Raw genomic sequence first — 20,775 nt, forward strand, 5'->3', positions numbered from 1 at the left:
CAAGAATGTGTCCCAATCGAAGATTGGTCTTTTCTCAAAACTTGTTTTTGAAGAAAAATTAGATACTTTCTAAAACTCCACCATCACTCCGCCAATGATCATTCTTCCCCATTGATAAATTTCTTCCACTTCCCCGCTATCAAGATAATTATAACTCCAGATATTTTTCGTATTGAACATATTATCAATCTCCAGGTAACTGATGATATTGATCTTACTCTCGAACCAACGGTGTTTGATATGCAGATCGAAACGCTGATAAGCAGGAAAGCGGTTAGCATTTATTTCAGTATTTTCAGAAAGCAGCCATCTTTTCAATTCCGGGTAATAGGTCATTTCCGTGTAAGGTTTTCCTCCGAGGTAGCGGTATTTAACGGAAATTTCGGTTTCATCAGATGGGAAGAGTCCTGTCCAACCAAGAAATTTCATCCATTTACGGTGTTTCTCATACCAGTCGAATTTCATGAACTCCAGTTTATACCCGAGAATACCTGTAAACACATGCTGGTAATCAAAATCCCAACTGAATTCTTTTTCTCCGTTTGGATCACGCGGATCATAAGCATTGGCAATGGAATATGCATAACTGATCGTTCCCCAGAAATTATTTTTCACCTTTTTCTGCAGAAAAAATTCCACTCCTTTGGCATAACCTTTTCCATTGTTCACCTGCTGGGTTGACCAATCGAGAGTGTCACTGGTTGTTGCTCCAATTCCGGTTGGAACATCATAATATTTCTTGTAATAAGTTTCAATGCTTCCTTTAATATCTTCCGCAAAAAGTTTATCGATCCCGAATACGACCTGGTCTGTGTATTTCGGTTTCAGGTTCTTATTTTCTTCATTATAGGAAAGAGTGTAATAATCGGGATTCTGGAATTGCCTGCCTGCTCCGCAACTCAAGTTGGAATTTTTAGTCAGTTTATATTTTGCCCCGAACCTGGGAGCGATCGAACTTTCCTTTGTATAATCAAAATGATCATAGCGAACTCCCGCATTGAAAGTAAATTTTCCAAAATAATCTTCCCACTGTAAATATGTTCCATACTTTTTGGGATAGATATTCCTGCTGATCTCGTTGCTTTCACTGATCGTGTAAACTTCCAAGGTATCAATAATCTCATCAGTTTGAAGATTATAAGCAAAAACTGTGTCCGGTCTCATAAATTTATTGGTGGAAGCTTCATCCAGGCTCGTATAAATTCCTGCTTCCCAGTTTCCCAGTTTTGTTTTGGGAAAGTTATGAGAATATTTCAGTTTATTATGAGCTTCGTAAGTATCTTCTTTCCAGGTTCTGGTTGCTTCGGTTTTAGTTCCTGCATCGTATAAATTTTGATCCCACCAGTGATAATTTCTGAAAACCGTCAGCAACGAATAGCTCTTATCATAAATATTTTTCAAAGTTGCTCCGAGCGTATATTGACCTGATCGAGCATAAATATCGGTTTCTCCGGCATCGGCAGAATAACCGGAGGTTCCTTCTTCATGGAGAATATCGATCCAGTCATTTCCCCAAATCTGGTTTATAGTTAATTTCGTAAAAGGAGAAAAATTATATACCTGTTTCGCAAAAATGGAATGATAATTGGGAACTGCAGTCAGTCCAATACTCTCACTGAGCAGACTCATAAAACTGCGATGATATGAAACAATGAAATTTCCTTTCTTGAAGAATAAAGGTCCTTCAAAATTTCCACCATAACCAGCCATACCCACATCAAGTTTTGCTTCAAACCGGTTTTCGTTCCCATCTCTCGTTGTTATATCCAGAACCGAAGATGCCCGATCTCCATAACGGGCAGGAAATGCTCCTGCATAAAAATCTATTTCCTTTACAAACTCCGGTGTGAGAATACTGATCGGTCCTCCGCCGGTACCGGGAAACGCAAAATGATTGGGATTCTGCATCTCGATATTGTCCAGGATAAAAAGATTCTCACCGTAATTGCCTCCGCGCACAATGATCTCGTTTTCCGCATCCGAACCGGAAACAATGGCAGGGATCGCCTGGATCGATCTTTGAATATCGTAAACTCCGGACGGTTGGGAACGGATCTCTTCGATATCTAGAGTTTTGGAACTGACCGGAGCAGAGGATGTTTCCCTGAAATATACTTCTTCCGTCACCGAGATACCTTCGATCACAATAGTCTGAACTTTCATCTCGATATTGGAAACAACGGTTTGATTTGCTTTAACGACAAAATTTAATTTAGTACGGGTTTCGTATCCAATCCGAGCATAATCGATCTGATGTGATCCAACAGGAATATTTTTGATGATATATTTTCCTTCTTTATCACAAACTCCTTTTACTTCACCATCTATCGAGATAGAAACATTCTCGATTGGTTTCTGGGTTAGTTCATCTGTTGTTCTACCGGCGATATTTCCTGTTTGAGAAATCGAGAACAGGTTGCAGATGCTAATCATTAACGATATTGTTAAAATCGTGTTCTTCTTCTTCATATTTTTTTCTCCTGATTAATAAACTTCATTTTCCGGACATTCTTCGTGAGCCATATTAAGTAATTTATCAACTTTTTCGGTTAGAGAATTCATAATTTCCAGGTTTACTTTATAATATACATGAAAACCAATTTTTTGAGATTCCAGAACCTTCACATTTTTCAATATTTTTAAATGTTGTGAAACTGCAGGTTGCGAAATACCGAGTGCTTTTGCCAAATCCGCTACACAAAGATCTTTATCCCCGGTAGAGACTAACAATTTGATAATAATTAAACGATTAGGATCGCTTAAAGCTTTAAAAACTTCTGCCATGTGCTCGATAAATTCAAACCGATTCATCTCATCTCCTTAACTATATAAGCAAATTCTTATTTACTTATTTTCCTGTAAAGTCTTTTTTTCATTATTGTGTTTAATTTTTATCTCAAGATTCTCTTATGATTCTTTGCCTCTAACTCTTTTTTGAATCACGGCGATAGACGGACAGAGTTTTTTTTATTTCTATTTTGGTTGAAAAAACGAATTTGATTTGAGTGATTTGTAATTCCTTTTGTGCTTTTTTATAGTAAAATATTCCCGAGATAAATTGCTTGACACCAGCATCATAAAAAAAGATTTTGCTTTTGCTTTCATTTAAGATCAATTGAAAGGATAACAATTTAAAAGGAGCAATTATGGAAGAAAATACAGAAGAAATCAGTCTTTTTGATTTGACTATAACTCAACTTACAAAAATGGCAAAAGAGCTTGATATCGAGGATTATAAAGGTCTGAAGAAAAACGAATTGATCCACAAGATCTTTGAAATGCAGGCAATGCAGGAAGGTCTGGCTTTTGCCAAAGGTGTATTGGAGATAACAGACGATGGTTATGGTTTCTTACGATTTAAACATCACAATTATACGCATGGTAGAAACGATATTTATGTCTCCAGTTCCCAGATTAAAAAATTCGGTCTGAAAAAAGGACATGTTGTTTGCGGTCCCGTACGTGCACCCAAAGAAGAAGAAAAATACTTTGCTTTGATCAGAGTCGATTCTATTAATAAGGAATCTCCGCAATTAGCCAGAGAAGCAAAGTACTTTGATAAACTAACACCTTATTATCCGCAGGAAAAACTGGATCTGGAAACCAAACCGACAAATGTCACCACCAGGATCATAAATCTTTTTACTCCCATTGGAAAAGGACAGAGAGGGATAATCGTGGCAGCTCCGAGAACAGGAAAGACGGTTATCATGCAGGAAATAGCGAATTCCGTTTTGACAAACCATAAAGAAGTTTATGTCATTGTTCTCCTCGTTGATGAACGACCTGAAGAAGTAACAGAAATGAGAAACATCCTGATCCCTGAAAATTCTGAAGTGATCAGTTCTACTTTTGATGAAACTCCCAGAAACCATATTCAGGTTGCAGAAATGGCTTTAGCCAAAGCCAAACGCATGGTCGAACTGGGACATGATGTTGTTATTATGCTCGATAGTATTACAAGATTAGCAAGAGCATATAATATGGTCACTCCTTCCAGCGGAAAAGTTCTCTCCGGAGGTCTGGATTCCAGTTCTATCCATCGTCCGAAAAAATTCTTCGGTTCAGCTCGAAATACGCTCGAACAGGGAAGTTTGACAATTATTGCCACAGCTCTTGTCGATACCGGAAGCCGAATGGATCAGGTCATTTTTGAAGAATTTAAAGGAACAGGAAATATGGAATTGGTTTTAGATCGATCAATTAGTGATTTAAGATTATATCCGGCGATCGATCTGGTAAAATCCGGAACACGAAGGGAAGAACTACTTTTGACAGAAGAAGAAGCAAATCGAATGTTCATCTTACGAAAATTCCTCAAAGGAATGAGCCCTATTCAGGGAATTGAACTGCTTAGATCAAAAATGCTGAAAACAAAAAACAATCTGGAACTCCTGCAAATAATGAGTAAATAGGTTTTAGTAAAATATTTAGTAAGATTGAAAATCCCTCTTATATCTCCCTTTATGAAGGGGAGTTAGAAGGAATTTATTTTTATCTTTCGAGTAAATAAATGGAATTACTATCTCCTGCCGGAAGTCTGCAAAAATTACAATATGCAATTTATTTTGGAGCTGATGCTGTTTATTGCAGCGGGAAAGATTTCGGATTAAGAGCAAAAAGCACAAATCTATCTGATGAAGAATTAGAAGAAGCAGTCAAATTCTGCCATTCCCAAAATAAAAAAATATTCGTAACTGTTAATATCTTTGCCCAAAATTCCGATCTGAAAAAGATAAAAAATTTTTTACTTTTTTTGGAACAAATTAAGATCGATGCTGTGATCATCTCCGATCCGGGAATTTTTGCTTTAGCTAAGGAAAATGCTCCTCAAATTCCGATTCATGTCAGTACACAAGCAAATGTAACCTCCTGGAAAACTGCTGAATTCTGGCTCAAACAAGGTGCAAAACGCATCATTTCAGCCAGGGAATTATCTATCACGGAAATTAAAGAAATCAAGCAGAGAGTTCCTGAAATAGAACTGGAGATGTTCGTGCACGGAGCGATGTGTATGTCTTATTCGGGACGCTGTTTATTGAGTTCATACTTGAATGATCGTAGTGCAAATAGAGGAAATTGTACTCAACCTTGCCGCTGGAAATATGCTCTTACTGAAGAAACAAGACCCGGACAGTTTTTCCCGATCGAAGAAGATGAACATGGAACTTACATCCTGAATTCCAAAGATCTGTGTTTATTCGATAGGTTAGAAGAGATCAAAGACGCAGGAATTGACAGCATCAAGATCGAAGGTCGGATGAAAAGTATGTATTATGTTGCGAATCTGACCAGAATTTATCGGGAAGCATTGGATTTGATCGAGGAAGGACAAATTCCATCAAATGATTTGAATGCAGAACTTGATAAAGTCAGCCATCGAATCTATTCGGAAGCCTTTTTTGATCAATTTGATTCTTCCTATACCCAAAATTACGATTCATCTTCCTACATTAGAAATTACCAGTTCATCGGTGAGATTGCCGATGTTACGGACTCTTTTTTGGAAATCAATTGCAAAGCAAAATTCAGTGTAGGAGAAGAGATCGAGATCATCTTTCCGGATAGGAAAAGCGATATAAGTATCTTGGTAAAAAGTATTTATAATGAAGAAAACGAACCAATAGATTCTTCCAAGCCCAATACAGTTGCAAAGATAAACCTTCAAGGTTTCAAAAACCTTTTCAAAAACCTTCAAGGTTTCAAAAACCTTGAAGGTTTAGATCATGGAATTGTTAGGAAAAGAATCTGTAACCCCATCGTCCCGATGGGAAATATGGATAAAAATGATTTTCCTGCAGAACAGAAAAAAGAAGACCACCGGGACGGTGGTGATACTGAAATTTTCCATCGTGACAGTAGTGATACAAAATTATGAAAACTTATTTATTTCTACTATTATTTTTTATCGGTTTCTCTCTTTTTGCTGATGAAAATCCGGAAGAGATTTTCTTACAGGCAAAATCAAAAATCAAGGAAAAAGATTTTATGAACACATTCGAATATCTGGCGGAAAATTACACCGATCATTTTTATGGGCAACTTTCATTGTTGGAACTGGCAAAAGTCGAATTATTAGAGAGGAATTACGAAAATGCTCTGTCTTTTCTGAAGAGGATCCATCATTCGGAAATCGTGGATAAGGAATTCTGGATGGCAAAAGCATACCTGAAAAATAATGAGAATGATAATGCAATTATCGCTGCCCAGAATTTTATCTTCGGATCGGATGATTTCAATATGATTGAAGAAGCATATTTTATAATTGCAGAAGCCTATCTGAATGATAAAATCTTCCAGCGTGCTTTGAATACTCTCGAATCCCTAAGAACTTCCAAATATATTAAAAATCACATCCCGCTTTTACACTACAAACTTGGTTTTTGTTATGAACAAATGGGTCAATACGAAAATGCATTGCGTTCATATAAAAAATTGAAGATGGATTTCCCTTACGATCAATACAGTTATCTGGCAGAAGACAAGATCAATAATCTCACCAGAAAAAATAAGATCGAAATTGATTTGAAAAATATTGAACCAATCAATTCCAAAGTAAAGCAGGAAAAGAACACTGAAACCAATTCCATTGAATTAAAGACATATTTACAGGCAGGAGCATTCAGCTTGGAAAAAAATGCCAGAAATCATTCGGTAACGATAAATGAACTTGGATTACCTGCAAAAATTTTTTCTAAAGTAAAAAATGGAAAAACTTTATATATTGTTGCTGCCGGACCGTTTGCTGGTAAGAAAGAATTGCAGACGGCGAAGAAAATGCTGACAGAAAACAATATAACCTCTTTTGAAATAAAGAGATAAAATGATATTAGAAACAAACTTTTAAGAGTGGTGATTAAATCCTCAACTTGTTCCCAAATTGTATTTGGGAACACATTTGTAAAAGAAATTATATTTCGAAAGTTTTCTATCAATATCTAAAAGGACCAAAATGAAACTTTTCAAATACCAGCATTCCCAAATACAATTTGGAAATGAGAAGAACATATCTATTTCTTTCTGTCTCTTTTGTGCCTTTTTGCAGCAATCAATTCCGTTCAATCCGTGCAAATCCGTGAGCAGCAGAAATGTCAGATAAACCAAAACTCACACCCATGTTAAAACAGTTCATGGATATCAAGAACCAGCATCCTGACAAGTTGCTGCTGTTCCGGATGGGTGATTTTTATGAAACTTTTTTTGATGATGCCAGAACTGCGTCTAAAATTCTGGGAATTACTCTTACAACTCGCGATAAAAACGCGAAAAATCCGGTTCCACTAGCTGGATTTCCCTATCACGCTCTTGATAATTATCTCGATAAATTAGTAAAAAGCGGATTGAAAATAGTTATCTGCGAACAGATCGAAGATCCTAAACTGGCAAAAGGTCTGGTCAAAAGAGATGTGGTCGATATCATCACTCCGGGTTCGATCATCGATGGGAAATTTATCGATAAGATCGAGAATAATTTCCTGGCAGCAATTTGCAAAACCGAGAAAGATAAAAAAATCGGATTTTCCGTGATCGATGTTTCTACCGCTGATTTCCTCTTTACTGAAATTAATGAAGAACAACTCAAAAATGAAATTATGAGATTGAAACCTTCGGAAATTATCGTGGAGAACGAGAAAATTGAAACAGAACTGAAAAACCTGAATCTCGAACTTGAACCGACCTTCACTATTTTTGAAAGTTGGTATTTTGACCGTGAAGAAGCAGAACGGCTCTTGAAAAATCACTTTAATGTCTCAACTTTGGAAGGTTTTGGAGCAACTAATAAACCTCTCGGAATCACCGCTGCCGGAGTTGCTCTTGCGTATATTCGCTCTTTAAAAAATGAAAATCTGAAACACATTTATCAACTTCGTTATTATTTTCTGGAAGATTTTCTGCAACTCGATGAAGTTTCCCGTCGCAACCTGGAATTGACAAAATCCATGCGTTTCCAGACTCGTTTCGGTACTCTGATCTCGATCTTGGACAAAACTCAAACTCCGATGGGAGCAAGAAAACTGACAGATTGGATGCTGAATCCATTGATCGATAAACAAAAGATCGAAGATCGGTTATCTGCTGTCGAATCTTTTAAAGATAATATTCCATACACGAATGACTTGCGAACACTTCTCGATACAATTGGTGATTTGAGCAGGTTGATCAGTAAGGTTGGAACTCTGCGAGTCAATCCCCGCGATCTGATCGCTTTGAAAAATTACCTGTCGGTTGCACCTTTATTATTAGAAATCCTGAATGAATTCGATAATGATTTCATCAGATTCTGGCAGGAAAAAATCGGAGATTACTCCAAAATAATTCAGACAATTGAAAATTCCATTATTGAAAATCCTCCTCTCCTGATTACCGATGGAAATATCATCAAAGACGGTTATAATGAATATCTCGATGAATTAAGAGAGATCAGTAAAAGCGGAAAAGGCTGGATCGCAAAACTTGAGCAATACGAACGCAAAAAAACCGGTATTCCAAACCTGAAAGTCAATTATAATCGCGTATTTGGATATTATATTGAGGTTACAAATTCTCATAAAAATAAAGTACCTGAATATTATATTCCAAAACAAACACTGGTCAATTCAGAGCGTTTCATCAGCCCTCAACTGAAGGAATACGAATCAAAAGTTCTGGGAGCGGAAGAACGGATAAAAAATCTGGAGTATGAACTTTTCCAGAAAATCAGGGAACAACTTTTCCAAAAAGTAGAATTGATGCAGCATTTTGTGGATGTTGTCGCTAATCTCGATGTGCTTTCCAATCTGGCTTTTATTGCCTATCAGAATAATTATAAGAAACCTTCTTTTAACGAGGAAGGAATTGTAAAGATAAGAGAATGTCGGCATCCGGTTATTGAGAAATTATTGGAAAATGAAGAATTCATTCCCAATAATGTTGACCTTGATGACAAAGAAAACAAGATTGCTTTAATCACCGGACCGAATATGGCAGGAAAATCGACTTATCTGCGGCAGATTGGTTTGATCGCGATTATGGCTCAAATGGGAAGTTTCGTGCCAGCCGAATCTGCTGATCTTCCCATCTTCGATAAAATTTTTACACGAGTTGGAGCATCCGATAATCTGGCAATGGGACAAAGCACTTTCCTCGTGGAAATGATCGAAACTGCCAATATTCTAAATACAGCAACACCAAAATCTCTTATACTTCTCGACGAAATTGGGAGAGGAACAAGCACTTTTGATGGATTGAGTCTCGCCTGGTCTATTGTCGAGCATATTCATAATAATCCGAAAATTTCTGCGAAAACTTTGTTTGCTACTCATTATCACGAACTGACAGAACTGGAAAATATCCTGCCTGGAGTTAAGAATTTTAATATTGCCGTGAAAGAATGGAATGACAAGATCATCTTTATCAGGAAGATCGAACGGGGAAGTGCTGACCAGAGCTATGGAATTCAAGTGGCAAGACTTGCTGGAATTCCTAAAAAAGTGATCAAACGGGCAAAAGAGATTTTATCCAATCTCGAAGAACATGAATTAAGTCCTCAAGGCTTAACTGCTAAGGCAAAAAAGCAGCTATTTCGAGAATCCGGGCAGCTCGATATTTTCGATGCCATCATCGATAAAGCAGAAAAGAAAAACGAGATTTTAGAGGAAATTAAAAAACTCGACATAGAGAACTTGACTCCCATGCAGGCGATTCAGAAATTGTTTGAGTTGCAGGAGAAATTGTAGTGAAAACTTGCCAAATTTTTGAAATTTGGCAAATTTATAAAATAGGAGGAACAATGCATTTCAAATTATTATCAGATGCAGATCTGAAAGCAATCGATGCTTTGAAAGAATTTCACGGCGGTGCAGAACACATCGTCAAGACGATCAAAGAGATGAGAGATTTTGAAACCAGAAAAAAAATTCTCGCCAACAAAGGTTATGGAAAAATGATCGAGGAAGCAGAAGAATTGGTTAAAAAATTTGCTAAAGTCGGAGATTATGAAAAGGAAAATAACATCAAATTTAACGATAAGTTTGGTGTTGCTACAGCTCAAGTTTCCGGTTGGCAGGGAGCAAAAGTAACTCATCATGCCATGAAAAGAATTGCAGAAAGTGCAAATACTAATGAACCTTGTTATGTCCCGTCTGAATTCATATCAGTTGTGGCTCTTACTGACAATTATGTTTATAATGGTGATTTGATGGCAACTCTGACCATGGCAGAAAACATCATGAAAGGTTCAAAATTCTGCAGCACGAACCTGATCGGCACTCCTCAACCTGAAAAACGATTCGTAGAATTGGAAAAAATCACAGGAAAAAAATTTGAGAGAGCAGATGCCGGAAATGGTTTATCCAACCTTATCTTGAAAAACCAGGGAACTTTTTTTGGAAATTTCGGAGGGATCGAGTGTGCAAATGATAATCATCTTGTCTATTTAGATGGAATTACCAGAACGGCTCTGGCAAATGGAGCAGATTTCTTCCTGAATCCAAGCTGGAGCACGATTGTTGCAGTTTGTTATTATGGTCGTGATATTCCAAATCTTCATATTAAGATTTCGATGCTGCTCGCAACTCAAAACCTGATGCAATTCCGAATGCTCCTCAATATAATGAAAGAATACATTCGTGATGATATGACTTCTTCCTTATATGAGATAAATATCGGTAATGGAGTGAGTCCTGAAAACTTCATTCAATGTGCAAAAGAACTGAAGGAAAGCGGGATCAAAGGTGTCAGTCTGGCTGCTCATATTTATATCAATCCTGATCTGGGAATTGCCGGTTTTAATTGGACTGAAAATATGTATAAAGTTCTCGAAAGCGGAACAGATATGACCTATAAATATGAAAGCGATGGAACTGCTCGCGAAATGGATACGATGGAAGCATATTTCCTTCCTGAAGATGAACGAAATGCAAATGCAGAAAAGATCGGTGATGTAATTTTTTATAAAGCTATGCAGGCTTCAAGAGATGGAAGAAATATGATGAAAAAAGGGATCAAAGCAGTTTTTGGCGGGAGTTCGTATTAATTGAATCGGTTTAATTGGTTGAATCAGAAAATTAGATGAAGAAGGAAACCTTGCGTCATAAAGATCAAGCAGATTATTTGTTCTTAAAAGAATTGCATAAAACTGTTAAGAGTTAATATATTGCTGATTTAGATACATGAAACCAGAATCCCAAACATGTGAATATAAAGAAAAACTCAACGAAGGAATCTTTAAAACAATTTCTGCTTTTGCTAATACAAAAGGTGGAGAAATAATTGTTGGAATATCAAAAAGGGAGGAAATCAAAGGTATTAGCATCACGAACCTGGAATTCGAGGATTTCACAAATCGAGTCATTAAATTGTTAGGAATTCATCCTGAAATGAGAATGTCAGATATTGATGATAAAACAATTCTGAAGATCAATGTCAGGAAATCCAATCAGCCAATCTCATTTCAAGGAAAATATTACATCCGGATTGCAAGTACTACCAGGTTGATGAAAGATGATGAATTGCGGGAATTCTTCATTAAAGGTTCGAATTGGGACAGTTACACTGAAGACTATTCATATGATGAAATTGATGAAGAAACGATCAGGAAATTTGTGCGATTAGCGATCAATAACGGCAGGTTGAGTTCCGCCAGCGAATGGGAAAATCCTAAAGACATTCTCGAAAAATTGAAATTAAGCGATTCCGATAAGATCACAAATGCGGCAATTATTTTGTTCGGGAAAAATCCCCAAAAACATTTCGTCAATGTGGTTGTTCGGATCGGTCGTTTTAAAGACCAAGCATCCATTATCAGTGATAGAAAGATTGGGGGAAATCTATTTAAAATTGCAGAAGAATCTGAAAATACGATCAAGCAATTCATCAATGTAAGATATGAAATCAAGGATTCGTTCCAAAGAAAAGAAATCTGGGATTACCCGTTGCCTGCGATCAGGGAAGCATTGTTTAATGCAATCATTCACCGGGATTATTTCAAATCCAATATTCAAATTCAGATCAAGGTCTTCGATAATTTCATCTGGTTTTACAATCCCGGGATTCTACCGGAAGAATTGACCGTCGAGAAACTGCATGGGATTCATCCTTCCATTGCCAGAAATCCTTTGATCATGAATGTTTTCTACCTGGCAGGTTTTGTGGAAGAATACGGTTCCGGATTCGAACGCATCAAAAATGCCTTCAAAGAGCAGGAATTACCTGATCCTTTGATCTCAACTGACGATTCCGGTTTTATCCTGCAGTTTAATAAAAGGATAGAACTACCTGATATAAGGAACTTGAATGAAAGGCAAAAGAAAACAGTCGGATATCTAAAAAAAGAAGGACGAATATCAACTAAAATTTATCAAAAAATTAACGAAACATCTACTCGAACTTCAATCAGAGACTTAAACGATTTGATCGATAAAGGATTTTTAATAAGAATTGGAGACGGAAAATCAGTTTATTATATTCTCAAAAAGTAATCGACTCTGTTCGTGCCATATGCATGCCATTTTTCGTGCCATTAATAATAAAAAAAGTGATAAATTCCACTGATAATCAAACTTTGAGTTGTTTTTATGCGTGCCATAATCAACTCGTAAATGTATAAAATCTAAAAAAAGGAGATGAATCAATGATCAAAAACTGGCAATCAAGATTTTCTGATAATTTAAAAGATTATGGCGGATATTCAATAGGTAAGCTTTTCGCTCTTTTAAGTGATCCGGAAATAATCTCTCTGGCAGGTGGACTGCCTTCACCTGAAATGTTTCTTAAAAATGGGATGCGGACAGCTTCGCAAAATCGTCTTATGGAAAATATTGAAACAATTATGCAATATACGAACATCAAAGGTGAAAGCGACCTGATAAAAGCAATTATCAAATTTCTAAAAAGAGATAATATTAATGTTTCGGAAGAAAATATTGTTATCACTTCTTCCGGACAGCACGGATTGGATATTCTGGGAAGACTTTTTATTAATCCTGGTGATATTGTAATGATTGACAGACCGACCTTTGCCGGTGCAATTGTTGCCTTCCAATTGCAGAGACCGGAATTTATCGGGATAGACATCGAAGAAGACGGTCCGGATGTCAAATCCTATAAAAAGAAACTCGAGGAATTGAAGAATAAAAAACCGAAATTTATGTATGTTATTCCCGATTTCCAGAATCCATCCGGCATAACAATGAGTCTAAAAAAAAGAGAAGCGCTCTTGGATTTAAGTTACGAATTTGACATCCCGATCATTGAAGATAGTCCATACAGGGATTTGCGTTATCGTGGAGAAACGATTCCGTCGATTTACGGATTAGACCAAAAAAGAGAAGGTGGTCATGTAATTGGTCTTTACACATTTTCCAAATTGTTCTGTCCCGGAATTCGGGTTGGTTTTAATATCGGACCCAAAGATGTAATAGATAGAATGACAAATATCAAAGAAGGAAATGTCCTCAATACACCGAAATACAACCAGGATATGTGCACAGCTTTCCTTACAGAAATGGATTTTGAATCTCATATTGAAAAATGTAAAAATTACTATCGTGAAAAGTTGAATGTATTCCTACAGACCATGAAGAAATATTTTCCTTCCGAAATGGGAGTTTCATGGACAAAACCGGAAGGCGGACTTTTCCTCTGGGTTACTGTTCCCGAACACATAGATACTTACGAGCTATTTTATGAAGCAATGAAATTTAAGGTTGCGTTTGTTCCCGGAAACACTTTTTATGGTGAAAATCCCGCGAAAAATCACATGAGGATAAATTTTTCATTCGCTTCCAAAGAACAACTCGCAGAAGCAGTGAAGCGACTATCAAAGTGCATTAAAAGCAAATTATAAAAAATAGCTCACGGATTAACGGATCGGACCGATAAGAAAGGATAAGGATTGAACATTATAAAAAATTCGATCTTTGAATGGGATGAAAACTGCTTGTTCATACTTGTTCCCAAATTTCATTTGGGAACATAACTGGATTAGAAATTCCATTTCGATTTTTTTCCAAAAAAGAATAGATTAAAGTAAAACTTTTCAAACAATTGCATTCCCTAATGAAATTTGGGAATGAGTAAAAAAAAAGTAAAATAAACACATAAAGTCATCAAGTTGCATAGGATTTGTGATTCTTTGTGCATTAGTGACTTCGTGGTAAAAAAGGAGAAAATTAAATGAAATTAGCCTTATTAGGTTTTGGAACAGTTGGACAGGGAATATGTGAGATCCTGTTAGAAAAGAAAAATTATCTAAAGGAAAAATACGATTTCGATTTTGAGATCGTAGCAGTTGCCGACTTTGCTTATGGAAATGTTTATAATCCTGATGGATTGGACATTCCTTCTATGCTGGAAGAAGTAAAAGCAAAGAAAAAATTCAGTAATGATGTGGTCGATTGGGATAATCTTGAACTCATCAAAAATTGTAATGCTGATGTTCTTTGCGAACTTACTTTTACAGATTTGAATACAGGCGGACCTGCAATAGAGCATTGCCGTGTTGCCCTTGAATCAGGGAAAAATGTCGTAACCAGCAATAAAGGACCAGCAGCATTGAAATATCCTGAAATGAAAAAAATTGCAGATGCAAATGGTGTAAAATTTCTGATCGAAGGAACTGTCTGTGCCGGAACTCCGGTTATTAACTTAACGGACGGACCGCTTGCAGGTTGTGAAATTTCCAAAATTCGCGGTATTCTGAACGGAACTACAAATTATATGCTCTCCGAGATGGAAAAAGGTATGGATTATGACGAAGTTCTGAAAGTTGCCCAGGAACTTGGTTATGCGGAAGCAGATCCAACTGGAGATGTTGAAGGTCATGATGCCCGCGGAAAAGTAACGATCCTGGCAAATATCGTGATGGGGGCAGAACTGGATATTTCCGATGTTTCCTGTGAAGGAATCACAAAAATAACTTCCGATGACATCCAAAAAGCAAAAGATAATAATACTCGTTGGAAATTGATCGGTTCTGTTGAGAAGAAGGATGGAAAAGTGATTGGATCTGTTGCACCGGAAATGGTCGATCTTTCACATCCCCTGGCAGGTGTGATGGGAGCAACAAACGCCCTGACATTTACAACAGACCTTTTGGGAGATGTAACGATCGTTGGTCCCGGAGCTGGTAGAATCGAAACCGGTTTTTCAATTTTAACTGATATTTTGAGTATTCATCGAGGGTAATTAAACACTGAAAAGCACTGAAGAATACCGAAAAATATAATTTGCCATTCTGAATTTTCTTCCTGCTTTTCTCACGAAGGATCTCAAAATGGTTGTTTTGGAAAGGCTTTAAGCAGGTTATTCAACTCATCTGATAATCCCTTTTCTTGAATCCTCTTTAATTCTCCCCTAAAAAGGGAAATTGAATCATCCCTCTCTTTTCAAGAGAGGGAACGAGGGTGAGTTAGAAAATAATTTTGGAGGAAAAATAAATGTCATACACAGGAAAATGGCTGCAAATCGATTTATCAACCGGAAAATATAAAACCGGAAAAACGGATAAGTCTTTATTAGAAAAATATATCGGAGGAAAAGGACTCGGTTTTGCATTATTAGAAAAATTAGCTCCCAAGCCCGAACCTTTCTCATCGGAAAATCCGTTGATCTTTGTCAACGGTCCTTTCACCGGAACAAAAATACAAACCAGTGCCAGATCAACTTTAGTGAGCAAATCTCCTTTAACTGGTTCAATTCACGATTGTCATTGCGGCGGGAATTTTGGTCCAGCTTTGAAACGAGCAGGCTATGATTATTTGATCGTTACCGGGAAGTCTGAAAAACCGGTTTATCTATATATTTTTGAAGATAAAATCGAGATCAAAGATGGTTCCGAATTTTGGGGAAAAGGAATCTTCCATACTAATGATAAATTAATGGAACTTCATCCGGGGAAAGATCCGAGAGTCGCTGCCATCGGACCAGCCGGAGAAAATCTTTCCAAAATCGCCTGCATTGGCATTGATAAACATCGTCAATTCGGAAGAGGAGGACTTGGAGCTGTAATGGGTTCAAAGAAATTAAAAGCAATCGTTGTGGATGGAGATGTTCCTATCAAATATTTTGATGAAGAAAAATTCAAACAGATCAATTCCAAGTTCACAAAGGATATTCTCGATAATGACGGGATAAAATTCAGACGAGTAAAAGGGACCATGAAATGCGTGCGCAGCGGACAGGAAAATGAATATCTTCCAACAAAAAACTTCCAGAAATGCACATACGACGAGTTCGAAGGAATCACTTCCGAAACTGCCAGGAAAGTATTGAACTGGGAAGATACCAGCTGTTTCAATTGTGCAATTCGCTGTTCCAAATGGGCAAGATGGGACGGACACGAAATCGAAGGACCGGAATACGAAACAACTGCTTTTCTCGGCTCCGGTTGTGAAATTTCCGACATAAAAGAAATAACGATCTCGAATGAAATCTGCAATGACCTCGGTTTCGATACGATCAGTGCAGGAGTTACCTGCTCCTTTGCCATGGAATGTTTTGAAAAAGGTCTGCTTGATGATTGGAACGGATTGGATTTGAAATGGGGAAATTCCAAAGCTCAACAGGAATTTCTCAAATTAATGGTAAAAAGAGAAGGAGTAGGAGCTGTCTTTGCTGATGGAAGCAGAATTGCATCTCAAAAAATTGGGAAAGGAAGTGAAGAATTTGCTATCAACATTTTCGGAATGGAGATTTCTGGAGTTAATCCACTCGGTTGTTTGACCATGGGAGTTTCGGTTTCGGTTTCTGATTTTGCAAGTCATACGAGACTCTGGTGCACGGAAGCAGAAATGGGACCGGATTTCAAGATCGAGGATATTCCCCAGACTGTTGTCGATGGTCAGGATGAGATCAATACTCGCAATAGTCTGGTGATCTGTGATTTTGTTCCACTCGGTTTGGATAGAATGGCACCGCTTTTGAATGCTGCAGCCGGCTTGAATTTTACAGAAGAATCTCTGAAAGAAGTCGGCAGAAAGATCACACATCTCGCTCGCAGATATAATTTACGAAACGGACGAAAATTTACAGATGATGTCCTACCGGAAAGATTCTTCAAAGAAATCGCTCCTTCCGGATTTATGAAAGGAAAAGTTTTGGATAAAGAATTTTTCAAAAGTTTGATCCAAAAAGTTTATGAAATTCGCGAATGGAATGAAATGGGTGAACCGACGGAAGAAACTTTGAATAAATTTGGGCTTTAAATAGAAAAAAGGAGAAACAAAATGCAAAAAGGTGCATATACATTACTAATAACGCCATTCAAAAAAGATTTGTCTTTGGATGAAGCAGGCTTGAAAATCCTGGTTCAAAAACAATTAGAAGCAGGAATTAACGGAATCGCTCCTCTGGGAGTAACAGGAGAAAACACTCTTTTAACAGATGAGGAAGTTAATCGAGTATTAGAAATAATCGTCAAAGAAGCAAAAGGAAAAGCCTTGATCGTTCCCGATCTTTGCGTGATGAGTTTGTGGAAAGCGATCGAGAGAACCAAGCGATTTAACGATCTGGGAGCAGACTATATTTGTGCTTATTCTCCCTTTTTCGTTCTTCCCAAACCGGATGGAGTGATCAAGTTTTATGAGCAGCTCGCAGATGCTTCGGAAATTCCGATCGTGATGCATAATGCGGAAGGAAGAACCGGTATTAACATGTCACCGGAAACAACAGCGAAACTTGCTCAACATCCGAATATTGCCGGGATAAAAGACGGGAACAAGAAACTCGATCATCTGGCAAAAGTTATCTATCTTACTAAAGATGAGGATTTTGATGTTTTTACCGGAAAAGATACGACAGCTTATCCACTTGTTTGTTTTGGAGGAAGTGGTTCTTTTACAGTTTCCGGAAATGTTGTTCCAAAAGTTATGAAGGATATGCTTGAGTTTGCTTTCAATGGAGAACTGGAAAAAGCAAAGAAATTACATCTCGATTATTATGACTTATTTGAAGCGATTCGTTTTGAAACAAATCCGATGGCTGCCAAAAAAGCCTTGAATTTGATGAATCTTCCTGCCGGAAGTTTGAGATTACCACTTACTGAACTTAGTGAAGCGAAGACGGAAAAATTAAGATTTATAATGAAAAAGAGAGGATTAATTTGAGAGAAATCCATCTTAGAGCCCCAGCAACAACTGCTAATGTTGGTCCTGGTTATGATATCTTTGCTATAGCTTTGGAAGAACCTTATGATGAGATAAAACTCAAACTTAATGATTCAGGAAAAATTAAAATTAAGTTATCTGGTGAAAAGCAGGATATTCCCTTAAATCCAAACGATAACACAGCCGGAATTGCCATTCAGGAACTTCTTAAAAGAAAAAAGATCAGGCAGGGAATAGATCTTCAAATCATCAAAAAAATGCCTTCCGGATGCGGTTTGGGAACGACAGGAGCGTCTGCTTCAGCCTGCGTTTCTGGTTTGAATAAAATCCTGGATCTAGACATTTCCAATAATGAGATGATAGATATTGCTCGTTTTGGTGAAGTTGCCTCCGGAGGTTTTCCGCACGCTGATAATGTCGCAGCTGCTCTCTTAGGTGGCTTTATTCTGGTCAAAAGTTATGATCCGATCAATGTTCTGAAACTGAATATACCGGAGTTTCCGGTCGTGCTTGCGGTTATTAGAAAAAGCCAGCGAACAACGAGAGGATTCATTTCATACGATATTGGAGAATCCAAACTAAAGGAGCAAATAGCTCATTGTTCTGCTGTAATTAATTCCATTTACACCAGAAATATCGAAGAATTTGGTAAAGCTATCAATATGGATTATGTTGCTGAACCGGTCAGGAGTGCTGCTATCCCGAATTACTATCGGATAAAAGATGAACTTCTCGATTACGGTGCTTTTGGAGTAAATATCAGCGGAGGAGGTTCTTCGGTTTTTGCGATTTGCATGGAGAATCAAATAAATAAAATCGCTCAAATAATGGAGAAAGAATTATCAGGAAATCCTAATTTCATAAAAATCATCAAAACAAAAGTCAGTAACCTTGGAGTTACAGAAATTTCCTGAATGAAGATATGATTATTGTCAGCGCTTGTTTAGCCGGAATAAATTGCAGATATGATGGTGAAAATAATTTTCATCCGAAAATCATTAAATTAGTTGAAGAAGGAAATGCCATTCCGGTTTGCCCGGAACAATTAGGCGGATTATCAACTCCCCGCATTCCAGCAGAAATTATCGGTGATAAAATACTGAATGAAAATGGAGAGGATGTTACCGAATTCTTTTTAAGAGGTGCTTTGGAAACTTTGAAGATCGCAAAACTGGTGAGTTGTCAAAAAGCGATCTTCAAATCAAATTCACCTTCCTGTGGTTCCGGGAAAATATATGATGGCACTTTTTCCGGCAAATTAACAGACGGTAAAGGAATTTGTACTCGAATTCTGGAAAAGCATAATATCAGAGTTATAACTGAAAACGATATATAAAAACCTGCTGTTTTATTGACAGCAGGTTTTAGTTTTTCATCCTAAAATTTAGCTTCTGATTATTTTTTCTTCTTATGCCTGTTTTTACGCAGTCTTTTTTTTCGTTTGTGATTACTGATCTTGTATCTTTTTTTCTTTTTCCCGCAGGGCATTAAACCTCCAACTTTCTATTTGAGAATACTTTTGTTAGATTCATTTACATCGTCTTTGAAAGCTCTTGAAAATTTAAAAGTTGGAACTACTCTTTTAGGAACAGTTACTTTTTCTTCTGTTTTGGGATTTCTACCAATTCTTTCTTTGCGAAGTTTTAATTTGAATGTACCGAATCCTCTAATTTCAATGTGTTTTCCATCTTTCATAGAATCTTTGATTGATTCTAAAAAAGCATCGACTGCCAGAGCTACATCTTTGCGTATAATACCTGTTTCCGCAGAAACTAATCTAACTAAATCTGCTTTTGTCATAATATATTTCTCCCTTATTTTTTGCCCTCAATTTAAAAACCGCTTTATCCTGTCAAGCACTTTTTCCGTAACTAATAGAAAAACAGTATCTTACACTTTGAAAGGCTATATATGAGTCTGTTGATTAATCCAATTTCAAAAAAGTCCATCATTCATAGAATTTTATTGCTTGATCTCATTTTATTTTCTCGTTGAATTATTTTTCCCATTTTTACCTAAATTTAAGGGGATATCCTGCCCAAAAAAATAAAAAAAACAAAAATTAACCCTATTAAGGGCTAACCGGTGTTAATTCTACCTGATTGTGGGCACTACTTGCCCAATAACGCATAAAGCGTTTTACATTACAACTGATGATACCAAAGAAAAGCCGCAAACGCGAGCGTTTTTCACTCCGGTGTCTCGACTTGCGGCAACCATGACCATTCGCTACTTCATTAACCAAACTTTCCGCACCTGACCTGATGGCACAAGATTTACGATATGCGGGATTTGTCATATATTCCTGATGACGCTTTGCTCCGGCATATTGCTCTTCACTTACAGTTAAAGTGTTCACTTTCTTACCTTTCGTGACCGGACAGCGTTCCTGAAACGGACAAGCAGAACAAATTTCAGGAGAAAAATGAACTAATAATTTGCCGGTCTTATCACTTCGTTTTTGATCGATTGGTGTTTGACCGTTTGGACAATTTATTACTGTAAGTTCATTGGATTCATTATCGATTTCCACAGAAAATTCCGTGATGTCCAAAGTCCGAGATTTCTCATCATATTTTTCTATATCTTGAGATCGACCGGAAACAGGTCCCTTCAAATCTATACCTTTCGATTCGGAAGAAAGGATAGTCTTACCCGTAATAAAACCGGCATCTCCATTAAGAACTTTCGG

At 37.1% G+C, this 20,775-nt stretch carries 16 protein-coding genes; 12 read left to right on the forward strand and 4 right to left on the reverse strand.

Features of this window, described 5'->3' with window-relative positions; genetic code table 11:
• Positions 1-69: 69 nt before the first annotated feature.
• Both ENL20_06545 and ENL20_06550 read right to left on the reverse strand, forming a co-directional pair.
• Positions 70-2,469, reverse strand: a complete 2,400-nt coding sequence (locus tag ENL20_06545; protein HHE38214.1) for a TonB-dependent receptor — start codon at positions 2,467-2,469, stop codon at positions 70-72.
• Between the two features lie 15 nt (positions 2,470-2,484).
• On the reverse strand, positions 2,485-2,811 hold the full coding sequence (locus ENL20_06550; GenBank protein HHE38215.1) for an ArsR family transcriptional regulator: 327 nt from the start codon (positions 2,809-2,811) through the stop codon (positions 2,485-2,487).
• Positions 2,812-3,146: 335 nt separating this feature from the next.
• On the opposite strand from ENL20_06550, the gene ENL20_06555 reads away from it, so the two are divergent.
• The 12 genes from ENL20_06555 (at position 3,147) to ENL20_06610 (ending at position 19,419) form a co-directional block, all read left to right on the forward strand.
• Entirely contained in the window at positions 3,147-4,415 is a 1,269-nt protein-coding gene (locus ENL20_06555; GenBank protein ID HHE38216.1) for a transcription termination factor Rho, read from the forward strand.
• A 98-nt stretch (positions 4,416-4,513) separates the two neighbouring features.
• Positions 4,514-5,878: a U32 family peptidase gene (locus ENL20_06560; GenBank protein HHE38217.1), complete on the forward strand. Its 1,365-nt coding sequence runs from the start codon at positions 4,514-4,516 to the stop codon at positions 5,876-5,878.
• Positions 5,875-6,822: an SPOR domain-containing protein gene (locus ENL20_06565; protein ID HHE38218.1), complete on the forward strand. Its 948-nt coding sequence runs from the start codon at positions 5,875-5,877 to the stop codon at positions 6,820-6,822. Before ENL20_06560 ends, ENL20_06565 begins: the two co-directional genes overlap by 4 nt.
• Before the next feature lie 293 nt (positions 6,823-7,115).
• Positions 7,116-9,716 carry a DNA mismatch repair protein MutS gene (gene mutS, locus ENL20_06570; protein HHE38219.1) on the forward strand — a complete coding sequence of 867 codons (2,601 nt, stop codon included), beginning with the start codon at positions 7,116-7,118 and terminating at the stop codon, positions 9,714-9,716.
• Positions 9,717-9,769: 53 nt separating this feature from the next.
• Positions 9,770-11,014 carry a hypothetical protein gene (locus ENL20_06575; GenBank protein HHE38220.1) on the forward strand — a complete coding sequence of 415 codons (1,245 nt, stop codon included), beginning with the start codon at positions 9,770-9,772 and terminating at the stop codon, positions 11,012-11,014.
• A gap of 136 nt (positions 11,015-11,150) precedes the next feature.
• Entirely contained in the window at positions 11,151-12,458 is a 1,308-nt protein-coding gene (locus tag ENL20_06580; protein HHE38221.1) for a transcriptional regulator, read from the forward strand.
• A gap of 152 nt (positions 12,459-12,610) precedes the next feature.
• On the forward strand, positions 12,611-13,825 hold the full coding sequence (locus ENL20_06585) for a PLP-dependent aminotransferase family protein (GenBank protein ID HHE38222.1): 1,215 nt from the start codon (positions 12,611-12,613) through the stop codon (positions 13,823-13,825).
• A 329-nt stretch (positions 13,826-14,154) separates the two neighbouring features.
• Positions 14,155-15,165: a homoserine dehydrogenase gene (locus ENL20_06590; GenBank protein HHE38223.1), complete on the forward strand. Its 1,011-nt coding sequence runs from the start codon at positions 14,155-14,157 to the stop codon at positions 15,163-15,165.
• Between the two features lie 251 nt (positions 15,166-15,416).
• On the forward strand, positions 15,417-17,183 hold the full coding sequence (locus ENL20_06595) for a hypothetical protein (GenBank protein ID HHE38224.1): 1,767 nt from the start codon (positions 15,417-15,419) through the stop codon (positions 17,181-17,183).
• A 21-nt stretch (positions 17,184-17,204) separates the two neighbouring features.
• Positions 17,205-18,083, forward strand: coding sequence for a 4-hydroxy-tetrahydrodipicolinate synthase (gene dapA / locus ENL20_06600; GenBank protein ID HHE38225.1), 879 nt, complete (start codon positions 17,205-17,207; stop codon positions 18,081-18,083).
• Positions 18,047-18,997: a homoserine kinase gene (locus ENL20_06605; GenBank protein ID HHE38226.1), complete on the forward strand. Its 951-nt coding sequence runs from the start codon at positions 18,047-18,049 to the stop codon at positions 18,995-18,997. The genes dapA and ENL20_06605 overlap by 37 nt, the downstream gene beginning before the upstream one ends.
• Before the next feature lie 8 nt (positions 18,998-19,005).
• A complete protein-coding gene (locus ENL20_06610) occupies positions 19,006-19,419 on the forward strand; it encodes a DUF523 domain-containing protein (protein HHE38227.1) in 414 nt (137 codons plus the stop codon).
• A 167-nt stretch (positions 19,420-19,586) separates the two neighbouring features.
• Here ENL20_06610 and ENL20_06615 read toward each other — a convergent pair whose 3' ends face one another.
• Together ENL20_06615 and ENL20_06620 are read right to left on the reverse strand one after the other, a co-directional pair.
• Positions 19,587-19,883 (reverse strand): integration host factor subunit beta, encoded by a 297-nt coding sequence (locus tag ENL20_06615; GenBank protein HHE38228.1) that lies wholly within the window; start codon positions 19,881-19,883, stop codon positions 19,587-19,589.
• Between the two features lie 271 nt (positions 19,884-20,154).
• The coding region (locus ENL20_06620; GenBank protein HHE38229.1) for a hypothetical protein at positions 20,155-20,775 on the reverse strand (621 nt) is incomplete at its 5' end.

The organism is Candidatus Cloacimonadota bacterium, assembly GCA_011372345.1.
Lineage (GTDB): Bacteria > Cloacimonadota > Cloacimonadia > Cloacimonadales > TCS61 > DRTC01.

Coding starts and splice junctions, on each gene's coding strand:
- ENL20_06545 (HHE38214.1), bottom strand. CDS start 2,469: ATGAAGAAGAAGAACACGATTTTAACAATATCGTTAATGATTAGCATC.
- ENL20_06550 (HHE38215.1), bottom strand. CDS start 2,811: ATGAATCGGTTTGAATTTATCGAGCACATGGCAGAAGTTTTTAAAGCT.
- ENL20_06555 (HHE38216.1), top strand. CDS start 3,147: ATGGAAGAAAATACAGAAGAAATCAGTCTTTTTGATTTGACTATAACT.
- ENL20_06560 (HHE38217.1), top strand. CDS start 4,514: ATGGAATTACTATCTCCTGCCGGAAGTCTGCAAAAATTACAATATGCA.
- ENL20_06565 (HHE38218.1), top strand. CDS start 5,875: ATGAAAACTTATTTATTTCTACTATTATTTTTTATCGGTTTCTCTCTT.
- mutS (HHE38219.1), top strand. CDS start 7,116: ATGTTAAAACAGTTCATGGATATCAAGAACCAGCATCCTGACAAGTTG.
- ENL20_06575 (HHE38220.1), top strand. CDS start 9,770: ATGCATTTCAAATTATTATCAGATGCAGATCTGAAAGCAATCGATGCT.
- ENL20_06580 (HHE38221.1), top strand. CDS start 11,151: ATGAAACCAGAATCCCAAACATGTGAATATAAAGAAAAACTCAACGAA.
- ENL20_06585 (HHE38222.1), top strand. CDS start 12,611: ATGATCAAAAACTGGCAATCAAGATTTTCTGATAATTTAAAAGATTAT.
- ENL20_06590 (HHE38223.1), top strand. CDS start 14,155: ATGAAATTAGCCTTATTAGGTTTTGGAACAGTTGGACAGGGAATATGT.
- ENL20_06595 (HHE38224.1), top strand. CDS start 15,417: ATGTCATACACAGGAAAATGGCTGCAAATCGATTTATCAACCGGAAAA.
- dapA (HHE38225.1), top strand. CDS start 17,205: ATGCAAAAAGGTGCATATACATTACTAATAACGCCATTCAAAAAAGAT.
- ENL20_06610 (HHE38227.1), top strand. CDS start 19,006: ATGATTATTGTCAGCGCTTGTTTAGCCGGAATAAATTGCAGATATGAT.
- ENL20_06615 (HHE38228.1), bottom strand. CDS start 19,883: ATGACAAAAGCAGATTTAGTTAGATTAGTTTCTGCGGAAACAGGTATT.